Source organism: Bradyrhizobium sp. AC87j1, assembly GCF_002936975.1.
Lineage (GTDB): Bacteria > Pseudomonadota > Alphaproteobacteria > Rhizobiales > Xanthobacteraceae > Bradyrhizobium > Bradyrhizobium shewense.
Window position 1 is genome coordinate 1 of sequence record NZ_PTFE01000074.1, and the last position, 13943, is coordinate 13943.

General features: G+C 64.9%; 10 protein-coding genes and 1 pseudogene. 2 read left to right on the plus strand and 9 right to left on the minus strand.

What is annotated here, in order from left to right:
- Nucleotides 1–290 precede the first annotated feature (290 nt).
- Nucleotides 291–3755 carry a PAS domain-containing sensor histidine kinase gene (locus CV770_RS29545; protein ID WP_104464885.1) on the plus strand — a complete coding sequence of 1155 codons (3465 nt, stop codon included), beginning with the start codon at nt 291–293 and terminating at the stop codon, nt 3753–3755.
- A 56-nt stretch (nt 3756–3811) separates the two neighbouring features.
- On the opposite strand, the pseudogene CV770_RS29550 reads toward CV770_RS29545, so the two are convergent.
- A pseudogene (locus tag CV770_RS29550) lies at nt 3812–5753 on the minus strand (methyl-accepting chemotaxis protein).
- Between CV770_RS29550 and CV770_RS43925 the strand changes: the two are divergent.
- A complete protein-coding gene (locus CV770_RS43925) occupies nt 5697–5825 on the plus strand; it encodes a hypothetical protein (protein ID WP_283811401.1) in 129 nt (42 codons plus the stop codon). The pseudogene CV770_RS29550 and the gene CV770_RS43925 overlap by 57 nt on opposite strands.
- 208 nt (nt 5826–6033) lie before the next feature.
- On the opposite strand, the gene CV770_RS29555 is transcribed toward CV770_RS43925, so the two are convergent.
- From CV770_RS29555 to CV770_RS29590, 8 genes are all read right to left on the minus strand, one after another.
- On the minus strand, nt 6034–7206 hold the full coding sequence (locus CV770_RS29555; RefSeq protein ID WP_028140513.1) for a thiolase family protein: 1173 nt from the start codon (nt 7204–7206) through the stop codon (nt 6034–6036).
- Nucleotides 7207–7457: 251 nt separating this feature from the next.
- Nucleotides 7458–9047, minus strand: a complete 1590-nt coding sequence (serA, locus tag CV770_RS29560; protein WP_018318279.1) for a phosphoglycerate dehydrogenase — start codon at nt 9045–9047, stop codon at nt 7458–7460.
- A gap of 154 nt (nt 9048–9201) precedes the next feature.
- Nucleotides 9202–10374, minus strand: coding sequence for a phosphoserine transaminase (locus tag CV770_RS29565; protein ID WP_091958401.1), 1173 nt, complete (start codon nt 10372–10374; stop codon nt 9202–9204).
- An 81-nt stretch (nt 10375–10455) separates the two neighbouring features.
- Nucleotides 10456–10647 (minus strand): hypothetical protein, encoded by a 192-nt coding sequence (locus CV770_RS29570; protein WP_245323399.1) that lies wholly within the window; start codon nt 10645–10647, stop codon nt 10456–10458.
- Nucleotides 10648–10820: 173 nt separating this feature from the next.
- A complete protein-coding gene (locus CV770_RS29575) occupies nt 10821–11285 on the minus strand; it encodes a GNAT family N-acetyltransferase (protein ID WP_104464903.1) in 465 nt (154 codons plus the stop codon).
- A gap of 17 nt (nt 11286–11302) precedes the next feature.
- The gene (locus CV770_RS29580; protein WP_104464886.1) at nt 11303–11893 is read right to left on the minus strand and encodes a glutathione S-transferase family protein; all 591 of its coding nucleotides are present in this window, start codon (nt 11891–11893) and stop codon (nt 11303–11305) included.
- A gap of 73 nt (nt 11894–11966) precedes the next feature.
- Nucleotides 11967–12776, minus strand: coding sequence for an outer membrane protein (locus CV770_RS29585; protein ID WP_201760101.1), 810 nt, complete (start codon nt 12774–12776; stop codon nt 11967–11969).
- 168 nt (nt 12777–12944) lie between these two features.
- Entirely contained in the window at nt 12945–13793 is an 849-nt protein-coding gene (locus CV770_RS29590; RefSeq protein WP_245453891.1) for an outer membrane protein, read from the minus strand.
- Between the last annotated feature and the right edge of the window lie 150 nt (nt 13794–13943).

Below are 13943 nucleotides of genomic sequence, written 5' to 3' on the forward strand. Positions count from 1 at the left end.
CTGTCACCCCACCTCGGCTCGCATTTCGCTTCGCTTCATGCGAACCGATCCTCCCCCTCCAGGGGAGGATGGGGACCTTTGATGCCGCGCGGCCTTTGCCTCTCTTCGAATCCCTTGGATGAACCGGGCTGCGGCTTGCGGGTTCGGGCTGATTAAGGTTATCGCGGCTTAGGGCTGCCGCCGGGGACCGGAGCCGTGGACCTGCCTGCGGGCGCGGGCGATACTAACCCTTTCTTAAGGCTGTCATTCCCGGCAGCCGCCAGCTTCAAGCGTGAGACACAGACGGTCGGATGACGAGTTCGGATTTCCAGTTGCGAGGTGTGGGCGATCCCCGGCTGGCCGTGCATGCGACCTCGCCGCTCGCGACCTGGCTGTGGTCCACCGACGGCGCGCGCGTGCTGTGGGCCAATCCGGTCGGCGCAAAACTGTTCGGCGCGGCCAATGGCGCAACGCTCGCGGAGCGGATCTTTGGCCCAGCGGACGGCCATCGCCGCCAGGTCGCCCGGCTCGCCCGGCAGCTGCCGGCGAGCGGCAATGTGCGGCTCGAACGGCTGCGCGGCTTCGGCGCCCGGCTCGGCACGCTGATGACCTGCGCCTGCGCCCGGCTCGACTTTGCCGATGGCGGACACGCCGTGCTCGTCACCGCGATGGACCCGACCTTGCGCACCATGCCGCTGGTCGAGCGGCTGCATCGCCTGGTCGAAGACGCGAAGATGCCGATGGCCGCGTTCGCGCCCGACGGCCTGTTCGTCGGCGCCAGCGAGGCCGCCCGCTCCCTGCTCGGCTTTCGCGATCTCGGCGAGGCCGGGCTCGAACAGGCGCGCAGCGATGCGCTTCGCGCGGGCCGCGTCGAAACGCCGATCGGCATCGGCCAGATGGTGCTGCAGCGGGTCGGCAGCGGCGCCGATGTCGGCCTGATCGCGCTGATCGAGCCGGCGACGCAGGCTGCGCCCGCGGCGGCCGTGCCCGAGAGCGCGGCGGAAACCGCAAACGAGGCGCCGGCTGAACCTTCGCAGCAGGCCACGGCCATGCCGTGCGAGCCGCCACCGTCGCAGGACGGATCGGCCGGGATCTCGTTGTTCGATGCGTTCGCCGAGCCAATCGAGGCGCCCACGGCAACCGGGACAATCGCGCCTGAACCGCAGGACTCGACGGGGATCGACGACGCGGCCGACGAGCCTGTTCGAGAGCCAGCTCGCGAAACGCCGGCCCAGAGCGCCGACATCGCGCCAAAGACTCCGGTTGAAAACCCGCATCAAGCCATCCTCTCGCCGCAGGCTGCGCCGATCACTCCCGGCATGGTCGATCCACCGTCGAGCCAGGAATCGTCTGGCCGGGATTCGTCGGGCCAAGAGCCGCCCGCACCGCGTCAGCATCCGCTGCGCTTCCTCTGGCAGATGGATGCAGAGGGCCGCTTTGTGCTTCTCTCCGACGAATTCATCCGCCTGATCGGCGCGCGCACCGCCACCGGCTTCGGCCGCCCTTGGCGCGAGATCGCCGAGCAGTTTTCGCTCGATCCTGATGGCCGCGTCGCGGAGGCGCTTGCACGCCACGACACCTGGGCCGGGATCACCGTGAACTGGCCGGCTGACGGCGGCGAGCGTCTAGCGGTCGAGCTCGCGGGCCTGCCGGTCTACGACCAGTCGCGCAACTTTGCCGGCTTCAAGGGCTTTGGCGTCTGCCGCGATCTCGACGGCCTCAACCGCCTGGAAGCACTCAGGCGCTTCGAGACGGTGGTCGAACCGCCGGCGCAGCACGGCCCGTCGGCCGAGCTGGTCGCGCCGGAGCCCGAGGCCGAGCCGGTCGCGGAGGCGCCGCCTCCGCCGATCGAGCCGCCCGCAGCCGAACCCGAGCCAACATCCGAACCTGAACTGCCCGAACCCACCAGCGACGCGAATTCACATCCAACCGATCCGGACATTTCCGTGGAAACGCCAGTCGAAACCCCTCCGAATGTCGTGCCGTTCCGCCCGCACGGCGATGTCAGATCACCCAGTGATCAGAGATCGCCGACGCTGACGCCGGTCGAGAACAGCGCGTTCAATGAGCTCGCCCGGCAATTGTCCAAACGGCTCGAACGCGAGCGCGAGACGATCGCGGCAGAAGCTTCCGAGCCTGTGGCGGAGATCACCACCGAGCCGCCGGCGCCGGAGCCCGCGCCGCCCAACGCGCCGGCCGAATGGCTGACCGAGCCCGCGCCGCCGGCACGCGGCGCCAGCGCGCGCGACCGCACCCTGCTCGACCTGTTGCCGACGGGCATCCTGATCTACCGGCTCGACCGCCTGCTCTATGCCAACCCCGCCTTCCTCGCGCGCATGGGCTATGCCGGCATCAACGCGCTGGAGAATGCCGGCGGGCTCGATGCGCTCTATGTCGAGCCGGGCGTGTCCTCGGCCAGCAGCACCTCGCAAGCCGGCACGCCGGTTACGATCAGCGCGACTCTCGCGAACGGCGAGCAGCCGCTTGCCTCCACCGAAGCGCATCTGCACACGATCGACTGGGACGGCGAGAGCGCGCATGCGCTGATCTGCGCACTGCCGCAGGCGCCCATCGTCGCGGCGCCCGTGATCGCAGAGACCATCGTCGTCGAGCCCATCGTCGCCGAATCCTTCCCCTACGCGCCCGAGCTCGAATCCGCGGCCGGCGATGCCGATGCCGAGGATCTCGCCGCGATCCTCGACACCACCGCTGAGGGCATCGTCATGTTCGATGCCGAAGGCAACATCCACGCCTGCAACCGCAGCGCGGAGGCGCTGTTCGGCTATGACGGCACCGAGCTGCTCGAGCAGAATCTGACGACGCTGTTCGCGCCGGAGAGCCGGCAGATCGTCGCCGACTATCTCGAAAGCCTCAAGAACCAGGACATTTCGAGCCTGCTCGACCACGGCCGCGAGGTGCTGGGACGCGAGAAGAAGGGCGGCGTCCTTCCGCTCGCGATGATCATGGGCCGCACGCGGCCGGACGGCCCGAACTTCTTCGCCGTGTTCCGCGATCTCTCGCAGAGCAAGAAGGGCGAGAACGAGCTGACGCAGGCCCGCCACCTCGTCCACAGTGCGGCCAACGCCAAGGCCGACATGCTGGCGCGGATCAGCCACGAGATCCGCACGCCGCTCAACGCCATCATCGGCTTTGCCGAGGTGATGATCTCCGAACGCTTCGGCACGCTCGGCAACGAGCGCTACGGCGAATACATGAAGGACATCCGCGCCTCCGGCGAGCGCGTCATCGCGATCATCGACGACCTCCTGGAGCTGTCGCGGATCGAGACCGGCAAGCTCGATCTCAATTTCGCCAACCTCAGCCTCAACGACCTCGTCGAAGCCTGCGTGACCGTGATGCAGCCGCAGGCCAATCGCGAGCGCATCATCATCCGTACCTCGCTCGCGCATGCGCTGCCGCAGGTCACGGCTGACGCGCGCGCGATGCGGCAGATCACCATGAATCTGATCTCGAACTCGATCCGGCTCGCCAGCGCCGGCGGCCAGGTCATCGTCTCCACCGCGCTGTCCGACCGCGGCGAGATTTGCTTGCGCATCCGCGACACCGGCCATGGCCTCTCCGAGCGCGAAGTCGCCGCCGCGATGGAGCCGTTCCGCACCCCGCCGCCCGGCGATGCAGCCGACAATTCGGCGCTGAGCCTGTCGCTGACCAAGGCCCTGGTCGAAGCCAACCGCGCCCGCTTCAACATCAAGAGCGCTGGGAATTCCGGCACGCTGATCGAAGTGGTGTTCGCACCGGTGGTGGCGGGGGCGTAGCAGTCACCACAAGCTCGTCATGCCCGGGCTTGTCCGGGCATGACCACACGGGAGCATCACGCCGCGCGCACCGTGTCCAAAAACCTGCTCACCTCGATCTTCAGCCGGCTGCTGTCGTTCGACAGCGACTGCGCTGCGGAGAGCACCTGCGAGGAGGCAGATCCGGTCTCGGTCGCGCCCTGGCGCACGCTGCTGATGTTGGCGCTCACCTGCGTAGTGCCGGCGGCCGCGTTCTGGACGTTGCGCGAGATCTCGCCGGTCGCGGCGCCCTGCTCTTCCACGGCGGCGGCGATGGTGGAGGAGATCTCGGACAGCCGCTCGATGGTGCCGCCGATGGTCTTGATGGCGCCGACCGAATCCTCGGTCGCAACCTGGATGCTGGAAATCTGCTGACCGATGTCGCCGGTGGCCTTCGCGGTCTGCTCGGCCAGCGCCTTCACTTCCGAGGCCACCACGGCAAAGCCGCGCCCGGCTTCGCCGGCACGCGCGGCCTCGATGGTGGCATTGAGCGCCAGCAAATTGGTCTGGCCCGCGATGGCGCTGATGAGCTCGACCACGTCGCCGATGCGCGCGGCCGCCTTCGACAATTCGCTGACGCGGTCGTTGGTCTGCCCGGCCTGGCTGACGGCTTCGCCGGCCATGCGTGCGGAGGCCTGCACCTGGCGGCTGATCTCGTGGACCGAGGCGGTCATCTCCTCCGCCGCGGAGGCCACCGACTGAACGTTGGTCGCGGCCTCTTCGGAAGCGGCCTCGACCAAGGTGGCAAGCTCGGTCGAGCGGCTGGCGGTGGTGGTCAGCGACGTCGCCGACGCCTCGAGCTCGTTGGCGGCAGACGACACGGTCTCGACGATCTCGCCGATCGCGCCTTCGAAATCGTCGGCCATCCTGATCATGTCGGCGCGACGGCGCTCGGCGGCGAGCTTGTCCTGCCTGATCTTCTCTTCCGCCTCTTCCTGCGCCTTGCGCTCGGCATTGACCTTGAACGTCTCGACGGCCTGCGCGATCTCGCCGATCTCGTCGGGACGGCCGAGCCCGGGCAGCACGATGGCGAAATTGCCGTTGGCGAGTTCGATCATCGCCGCGCGCATCGCTGACAGCGGCTTGGAGACCGAGCGGCCGATGAAGATGCCGAGGCCGAGCACGCCGGATGCGATCAGCGGGATCGCAACGCCGATCCACCACTGGATGCTGTCGCGCTGGGCATCGTTCAGCCGGTCGGCTTCGGCCAGGATCTGGTCGACCGATTTCGACACCTGCTCGATGACGGGCTCGACCGCGGAGAAAGCCTCCGACATCGCCTTGAGTTCGCTCGCCAGAGTCAGCGCGGTCTCCATCCAGGCGAAGAAGTCACGCTGGTAATCAGCGAGATTCTGGCGCAACTCGGCCTTCGCATCGCCGGGAATGGAGGGCTCGTCGAGGCCGGCCACAAACTCGGCCGCGCGCTTTTTCATGTCGTCGCCGTATCTGGCGTCGCGACGCAGCATGAAGTCCTTCTCGTGCCGGCGCATCATAAGCATTGTCACCTTGAGCGACGGATTCCGGAGCTCGCCGACCTTGGTCTCGATGTCGTGGACCGAGGCCCGCAAGCGGCCTTCGAGACCGGACTTTTCGTCGAGCCCGAGCCGCTGTCTCTGCTCGACCACCGCGGCGAAACGGGTCTGATAGGTCTTCAGCGATGCGGTCATCGCGTCGATCCTCGCGACCAGCTCGGGCTTACCGAGCCCTGAAATCCTGGCGCCGAAGCTTCTCGATATCGAGCGAGACCTGCTGGCTGATCTCGGCCTGGCGCTGCGCCTTGGCCGGCTCGCTGCGCAAGAGGAAGTCCTTCTCGGCGCGGCGTCCCTCGAGCAGCTCGACGGCGATCTTGTTATTCAGCTCGAAGATGGTGCGCGCGTTCTCGGCGGCGCCCCGATAGAACGCCATCGCGTTCTCGCCGTACAGATGGATGCCGCCGATCAGGACGACACCGATGACGCCGATGACGCCGATCGCGGTGATCTTGTGGGTAAGACGAAGGGAGAGAAATCGGATCTTGGCTTCAAAAATCGGTTGTCGCTGATGCGAGTATGAAACGTCAGGGCTGGGAAACTTCCGTTAATTTACCGGCACGTATGAATACGTACTTATTCACGATACACGTCATACGAGAGGTAACAAAGTCCCAACGCCGGTTTATCCTGGCCATGTTATGCACGGTGAGATGCATAGGCGCAGACAAAAAAACACGGCGCTCGTAGCGCCGTGCTGTCATGTCTTCAAGTGACTTTGGCGGTCCGGATCAGCTGTAGATCTCGAACAGGCCGGCGCCGCCCTGGCCGCCGCCGATGCACATCGTCACCACGCCCCACTTGGCCTTGCGGCGCGCGCCTTCCTGCAGCAGGTGGCCGGTGAGACGGGCGCCGGTCATGCCGAAGGGATGGCCGATCGCGATCGAGCCGCCGTTGACGTTGTACTTGGCGGGATCGATGCCGAGCTGGTCGCGGCAGTACAAGCACTGGCTGGCGAAGGCTTCGTTGAGCTCCCAGAGATCGATGTCGTCGACCTTGAGGCCGGTGCGCTTGAGCAGCTTCGGGATCGCGAACACCGGGCCGATGCCCATTTCGTCGGGCTCGCAGCCCGCGGTCGCCCAGGCGACGAAGCGGCCGAGCGGCTTCAGGCCGCGCTTCTCGGCGTCCTTGGCTTCCATCAGCACCACGGCGGCGGCGCCGTCCGAGAGCTGGCTGGCATTGCCGGCGGTGACGAACTTGCCGGGACCCTTCACCGGCTCGAGCTTGGCGAGACCTTCCATCGTGGTCTCGGGCCGGTTGCACTCGTCGCGATCGACGACGTAGTCGACGATGCTCTCGGCCTTGGTCGCCTTGTCGACGACCTTCATCTTGGTCTTCATCGGAACGATCTCGTCCTTGTACTTGCCCGCCTGCTGCGACGCCGCCATGCGGCGCTGCGATTCCAGCGAGAACTCGTCCTGATATTCGCGGCTGAGCTTGTAGCGCTCGGCGACGATGTCGGCGGTGTCGATCATCGCCATGAAGATGTCGGGCGCGACCTTGAGCAATTCCGGATCGATAGATTCCTTCGGCGTGCCGCCGCCCGGCATCGAGATGCTCTCGACCCCGCCGGCGACGATGCAGTCGGCGCCGTCCGAGCGGATCGAGTTGGCGGCCATCGCGATCGTCTGCAGTCCCGAGGAGCAGAACCGGTTCACCGAGACGCCGGCGGTGGTCTTCGGCAGGCCGGCGAGCAGCGCGGCCTGGCGGCCGATGTTGGGCGCGCCGTGGGCGCAATTGCCGAGATAGCAGTCCTCGACATAGTCCTTGTCGACGCCGGCGCGCTTCACCGCGTGCTGGATGGCGTGCGCCGCGAGCGACATCGGCGGCGTGATGTTGAACCCGCCGCGGCCGGATTTTGCGAGGCCCGTGCGCGCATAGGAAACGATGACGGCTTCACGCATGTGTTTCTCCCTTGTCGAGCGATTTTGAACGGAGCGCTCTTTGAACGAGTTGTCCTGGCGCCATTGGTACACAAAGTTTGAAGGCTGCGGAAAATAAAAACGCCGCCTCCGGTGGCGGAGGCGGCGTTGTTCCGCGGGTCGGAATATGATGCTCGTCATTCCGGGGCGATGCGAAGCATCGAACCCGGAATCTCGAGATTCTCAGGTGCGCACCGGAGTTCTCGCTTCGCGAGCCCCGGAATGACCGTGACTCAGAACGTCAGCGCCTTGACCTGCTTGACCTGCGGCAGGGCCTGCACCTTGGCAAGCACGTCTGCCGGGACCGCGCCATCGACCTCGACCAGCGCGATAGCGTCGCCGCCCTGCTCGACGCGGCCGAGATGGAAGGTCGCGATGTTGATCTTGGCGTCGCCCAGCAGGCCAGCGAAACTGCCGATGAAGCCCGGCTTGTCCTCGTTGGTGACATAGATCATCGACTTGCCGAACTCGGCGTCGACGCGGATGCCCTTGATGTCGACCAGGCGCGGCTTGCCGTCGTGATAGACGGTGCCGGAGACCGAGCGCTCCTGGCGTTCGGTCGCGACCGTCACGGTGATCAGGCTCTCATAGTCGCTCTGGGCGGCGCGCACGATCTCGTCCACCACCATGCCGCGCTCCTTGGCGACGACGGGCGCGGACACCACGTTGACCTCGCCCAGCATCGGCCGCAGCAGGCCCGACAGCACGGCGGAGGTGATCGCCTTGATCTTCATCTCGGCGACGTGGCCCTCATAGGTGATCTCGACCTTGAGGATGCCGGTCTCGGTGAGCTGGCCGGCGAACGAACCGAGCTTCTCGGCGAGCGAGATGAACGGCTTCAGCTTCGGCGCTTCTTCCGCCGTGATCGAGGGGAAGTTGACCGCATTCGAGATCGCGCCGGTGAGCAGGTAATCCGACATCTGCTCGGCGACCTGGAGCGCGACGTTCTCCTGCGCTTCGGTGGTGGAGGCGCCGAGATGCGGCGTGCAGATCACATTGGGATGGCCGAACAGCACGTTGGCGTTCGCGGGCTCCTCGACGAAGACGTCGAACGCGGCGCCGGCGATGTGCTTGGAGTTGAGTGCATCGACCACCGCCTGCTCGTCGACGAGACCGCCGCGCGCGCAGTTGATCAGGCGCACGCCCTTCTTCATCTTGGCGATTGCGGCAGCGTCGATGATGTTCTTCGTCTTCTCGGTCAGCGGCGTGTGCAGCGTGATGAAATCGGCGCGCTTGAGCAGGTCGTCGAGCTCGACCTTCTCGACGCCGATGTCCTTGGCGCGCTCCGGCGACAGGAACGGATCGAACGCGATCACCTTCATGCGCAGGCCGAGCGCGCGGTCAGCGACGATCGAGCCGATGTTGCCGCAGCCGACCACGCCGAGCACCTTGCCGGTGATCTCGACGCCCATGAAGCGGTTCTTCTCCCACTTGCCGGCCTGGGTCGAGGCGTCGGCCTGCGGGATTTCGCGCGCGAGCGCCAGCATCAGGGTGACGGCATGCTCGGCGGTCGTGATCGAATTGCCGAACGGCGTGTTCATCACGATGATGCCCTTGGCCGTGGCGGCGGGGATCTCGACGTTGTCGACGCCGATGCCGGCGCGGCCGATCACCTTGAGGTTGGTCGCCTTGTCGAGGATCTTTGCGGTCGCCTTCGTCGCGGAGCGGATCGCAAGGCCGTCGTAATTGCCGATGATCTCGGCCAGCTTGTCCTTGTCCTTGCCGAGATTGGGCTGGAAGTCGACCTCGACGCCGCGGTCTTTGAAGATCTGCACGGCAGCGGGCGAGAGCGCGTCGGAAATGAGAACTTTGGGTTTGGTCATGGGGATGATCCGTGGTGCGTGCTGCGTTTACGGAACGTCATCCGCGGGCTTAAGCGCGAAGCGCGTCTTCGCGCCAGAACCCCGCGGATCCATTTCTCTTGATCGATGGATGGCCGGGTCAAGCCCGGCCATGACGGGAATGAGTTGGAGCGAATTACGCCGCCTTGGCGAGCGTGGCCTTGGTCTCGGCAAAAGCCCAATCGATCCACTGCGTCAGCAGCTCGACGTCCTTGGCCTCGACGGTGGCACCGCACCAGATGCGCAGGCCGGCCGGCGCATCGCGGTAGTAGGCGAAGTCGTAACCGGCGCCTTCCTTCTCGATCAGCGCGACCAACTTCTTCGAGAACTCCGCCTGCGCGTCCTCGGACAGCGAGGTGATCGCGGGATCTGTGAACTTCAGGCACACCGAGGTGTTGGAGCGGATCGAAGCGTCCTTGGCTAGGAAGTCGATCCACGGCGTCTTCGCCTTCCAGTCGGCGAGCACCTTGGTGTTGGCATCGGCACGCGCGATCAGCGCCTTGAGGCCGCCGATCGACTTGGCCCAGTTCAGCGCATCGAGATAATCCTCGACGCAGAGCATCGACGGCGTGTTGATGGTCTCGCCGACGAAGATGCCTTCGTTAATCTTGCCGCCCTTGGTCATGCGGAAGATCTTCGGCAGCGGCCAGGCCGGCTTATAGGTTTCCAGCCGTTCCACCGCACGGGGCGACAGGATCAGCATGCCGTGCGCGGCTTCGCCGCCGAGCGCCTTCTGCCAGGAGAAGGTGACGACATCGAGCTTGGCCCAGTCCAGCGGCTGCGCAAACGCGGCCGAGGTGGCGTCGCAGATGGTCAGGCCTTCGCGGGTCGCGCTGATCCAGTCCGCGTTCGGCACACGCACGCCTGACGTGGTGCCGTTCCAGGTGAAGACGACGTCGCTCTTGGGATCGACCTTGGAGAGGTCGGGGATCTCACCGTAAGCCGCATTCAGCTTGGTGACGTCCTTGAGCTTCAATTCCTTGACGATGTCGCTGACCCAACCCTCGCCGAAGGATTCCCAGGCGAGCGTGGTGACGGGGCGCGCACCGAGCAGCGACCAGAGCGCCATCTCGACTGCGCCGGTATCGGAGGCCGGCACGATGCCGATGCGATAATCGGCGGGCACTTCGAGCACTTCGCGCGTGAGATCAATCGCGAGCTTGAGCTTGGTCTTGCCGACCTTCGCGCGATGCGACCGGCCGAGTGCTGCGTCCTTGAGATTTTGGGCGTTCCAGCCGGGGCGCTTGGCGCAGGGGCCGGAGGAGAAATGCGGCACGTTCGGCCGCGAAGCGGGCTTCGCTACAGTCATAATATCTACCCTTCCAGATAGTCAGCCTCCCGTTGGGGGGAGGTGTCCCGCCGCGGCTGATACGGGAAACAGGAAGAGTCGTCAAGGAAGTTCCGGCGTCTCACGGCGGCGTGACGGTGCTTCCGGTGCGATATCAGGGGATTCGACGACCGCGAGCGCATTCAGCAAGTCCGTGGCCTCGCTGATCAATTGCGCGGCTCTGCGGCGGCTGGCGACTTTCAAAATGCACTTGTCATTGGCCTGCACGACGTAATCGTTGCCGACCTTGATCATTGAATAGCTTGTCATCGAAATCCCCGAACCGACAGAGCCCGGTGTCTGAAGCTGCCGTAGCACCGTTCGTTCCCGGATCAACGTGAACGACGGCTGGGTAGTTTATCAGCTGTTAATATGAACAAACGCGCGATCCGAATTCGCTGATCGCGCAAGGCTCGCGAGGAGCTGCCTCAAAAGCGGACAGTCATACCGACGTGGCTCGCCGCGAATCCGAGCCGCTTGTAGAAACGCTGCGCATCGACGCGGCTCGCATGCGTCAGCAACTCGACCAGATTGCAGCCGCGCGCTTTCGCTTCCGCGATCGCCCATTGCACCAACAGCTCGCCGATGCCGCGGCTGCGACAATCCGAAGCAACGCGAACGTCTTCCAGCAGGCCGCGCACGCCGCCTTGCGAGCTGATGCCCGGCAGGATCGCGAGTTGCAGGCAGCCGACCACCCTGCCCTCGCTCTCGGCAACCACGAGCGTGAGGTTCGGATCGCGCTCGACGCGCGCGAAGGCATCGTAATAGGCGGCAGGCAACGGATCCTCGACGCGCTCGCGCGCGCGGCCGAGATGATCGTCGGCGAGCATCGCCACGATCGCTGAAACGTCGTCGCGGCGCGCGCGGCGAATGGAGACGGATTCGGCGTTCATGTCAGGCAACTCCAACCTCAGCGCGCCGGCGGGAGGCCGAGAAGCGCTTCGACCTCGCCGATCCAGCGGCGGAGAGCGGCATAGCGGCCGAGATCGAAGCCGCCTTCATGCGCCACGCGGGTATAGGCCAGCAGCGAGACGTCGGCGAGCGAAACCTCTTCACCGGCGAAGAAGCGGCCAGCCGAAAGATGCTGCTCCATGCGGTCGAGCGCTGCATAGCCGCGCTTGACCTTTTCGGGGTCGAGCTCGGATGCGTCCTTGCCGAGATAAACGAGGAGGAAGCGGCACACCGCGATATAGGGCTCGTGGCTGTACTGTTCCCAGAACAGCCATTCGTCCATCTTGGCCGCAACGAAGGCGTCGCGCGGAACGAGCGCGCTGTCGCGGGCGAGATAGCGGATGATGGCATTGGACTGCGCCAGCGTGCGGCCGTCGTCGAATGCGACGGTGGGCACCTGGCCGGCGCCGTTCATCTCAAGGAATTGCGGCGTGCGCGTCTCGCCCTTGCGCGTGTCGATCTCGATCCACTGGTAGGGAAATGCGAGCTTGTCGCAGACCCACTTCACCTTCAGACAATTGCCGGAATTGCTGTCGCCGTAGATCTTCATCGCTGCCGCCCCGCGTTCAGCGACAGAGCATCAGGACGGCGCGGAGCTGTCAACCGCGGCGTGCGCGGCTGCGTCAGAACTTGTAGCCGAGGCCGGCGCGGACGGTGTTGATACTGGTGTCGACCTGGGAAGTGAAGCGAATGTATTCCCACTCGGCGCGCATAAAGAGACCGCCGACGAGGTTGACGTCTACGCCCAGCCCCCCGCTGTAGCCGTAGATCAGATGATTGTGCTGCGCCTCGCTCGCGGAAACCGGCCCCAGAAGAACGCCGGCAGGCGTCACGAAATCCTGAGCGCTCACCGTGCGGACGATATCGGCATTGCCGAGCGCGAGCCCGCCGAACACGTAGGGCAGGAAGCATCCCCATGCATAACCGGCCCGGCCGCGAAACGTTGCCATGTCCTTGATCGCGATCGAGGCCGTCGAGCTCGCCGTCACCGAGTGCACATTGCCGTCGGACAGCGTATTGCTGCGAGCTTCGCTGGCAGTGGTCGATCCGCCGAACTTACCGTGCAGGTAACTGGCCTCCAGGCCGATCACGACATCGTCCCATTGGGCATTGTAGCCCACGAAAGCACCATATCCGCTGCTGCGCTGAGAGGCCTTTCCGAGGCCGAGATTCCATTGCGAGACCTGCATCTCCTGCTCGATCAGGGTGTCTGCGAGCAGCGCCGCCATCATATTGCTGGTCGACCCGTTGAAATTCTCATCGGATGATCCGTAGCCACCCTGCCCGCCGACATAGAAGCCTTGCCAGTTGACGCTGGACCTGGTGAGACCGTCGGTGAAGCTGCCGCGCAGGATGGGAAGATCGGGCATATCGGCCGCATGCGCGGCAGACACCGTCCCCAACATCGCCGCCGCCAACAAAAGCCCACGCATCGCAACGCTCCATCGAACTCGAACTTTCACCCGTGATCATGGCTCGTTAACCTTAACCAATGGTTGCGTCTGGCACCTTCATCGCTACTCGCCATGAAAAATACGCAAAGCAAAACGGCGCGGGATGATCCCGCGCCGTTAAGAAGTCCTAACCGATCGAAGTGTCGATCAGCCCTTGGTGACGAGCGGCGCCGGCATGTAGGCCGGCGGGCTGTCGAGATTCCAGCGCACTCCGAATTTCAGGTCGTGCGAGGTGATATCCTTGAACTTGAAGACGTTGCCAGTGGTGCCTCCGGTGTAGTCCGACAGGACACCGGTTTGTCCTGGACCCAGGTCGACGTAGCTGTAGGCGAGTTCGAGGACGAGGTTGGGATTGACCTTGTAAGCAAGACCGGCATGGGCCGCCCAGGCAAAATTCCACTTCGAACCGGTCGGCGCACTGGCGAAGCTCGTATTTCCGACTGCGAGGTTGTTTATGCCCGTGTCGGTGAAGTTCGCGATCGAAACACGCGCGCCGCCGACGCCGGCGCCGATGAACGGCGTGATGCACCACCACGTACCCAGGTCAACGTACGCGTTCGCCAAGACCAGCCATTCGGACTTGCTTGCACCGTAATTGTCGATGCCGCTGTAAGGCACGCCGCCCGCGGTTCCGGTGAAACGATCCGTTCCCTTGAAGTTCGAATTGCCGCGGTACTGCCCGGTCACGTCGGTACGGAACCAGTTGTTGAACCGGTAGCCGACGCCGACACCGTAGATGCCGGCCGCGTCGAACGAAGTCTGCTGATCGAACGAGGTGAGCTGCGAATAGGCCGACTCGCGACCGTAGCGCAGATCCTTCGTCTTCTGATTGCTGAAGCCGATGTCGCCGCGCAGATACCAGCCGCCGAAATCGGCGGGCGGAGCCGGCGGCGCGTACATGGGAGGGGGCGCCGCGATCGGCATATCGGCAGCGAACGCCATCGACGAGATCAGGGTTGCCGCACCCGCGGCAAGGAGAGACTTAACGCTACGCATTGGCTTCGTCCTTTTGGCCGGTGAGGCAAATACGCAGGCCTCACGTTCTGGAAACTCACGGAGCGGACGATGCCAGCAAATGTTTAAGCGCCACTTAACCCTAATTTTTAAGGTTGATTTTTCCTGACTGCTCGCGCGCACGGACGAGAA

Excerpts from the sequence above, each read along its gene's own strand:
- serA (WP_018318279.1), bottom strand. The coding sequence starts at position 9,047 with ATGACCAAACCCAAAGTTCTCATTTCCGACGCGCTCTCGCCCGCTGCC.
- CV770_RS29575 (WP_104464903.1), bottom strand. The coding sequence starts at position 11,285 with ATGAACGCCGAATCCGTCTCCATTCGCCGCGCGCGCCGCGACGACGTT.
- CV770_RS29580 (WP_104464886.1), bottom strand. The coding sequence starts at position 11,893 with ATGAAGATCTACGGCGACAGCAATTCCGGCAATTGTCTGAAGGTGAAG.
- CV770_RS29570 (WP_245323399.1), bottom strand. The coding sequence starts at position 10,647 with ATGATCAAGGTCGGCAACGATTACGTCGTGCAGGCCAATGACAAGTGC.
- CV770_RS29565 (WP_091958401.1), bottom strand. The coding sequence starts at position 10,374 with ATGACTGTAGCGAAGCCCGCTTCGCGGCCGAACGTGCCGCATTTCTCC.
- CV770_RS29545 (WP_104464885.1), top strand. The coding sequence starts at position 291 with ATGACGAGTTCGGATTTCCAGTTGCGAGGTGTGGGCGATCCCCGGCTG.
- CV770_RS29555 (WP_028140513.1), bottom strand. The coding sequence starts at position 7,206 with ATGCGTGAAGCCGTCATCGTTTCCTATGCGCGCACGGGCCTCGCAAAA.
- CV770_RS29585 (WP_201760101.1), bottom strand. The coding sequence starts at position 12,776 with ATGCGTGGGCTTTTGTTGGCGGCGGCGATGTTGGGGACGGTGTCTGCC.
- CV770_RS43925 (WP_283811401.1), top strand. The coding sequence starts at position 5,697 with ATGGATGCCGCCGATCAGGACGACACCGATGACGCCGATGACGCCGAT.
- CV770_RS29590 (WP_245453891.1), bottom strand. The coding sequence starts at position 13,793 with ATGCGTAGCGTTAAGTCTCTCCTTGCCGCGGGTGCGGCAACCCTGATC.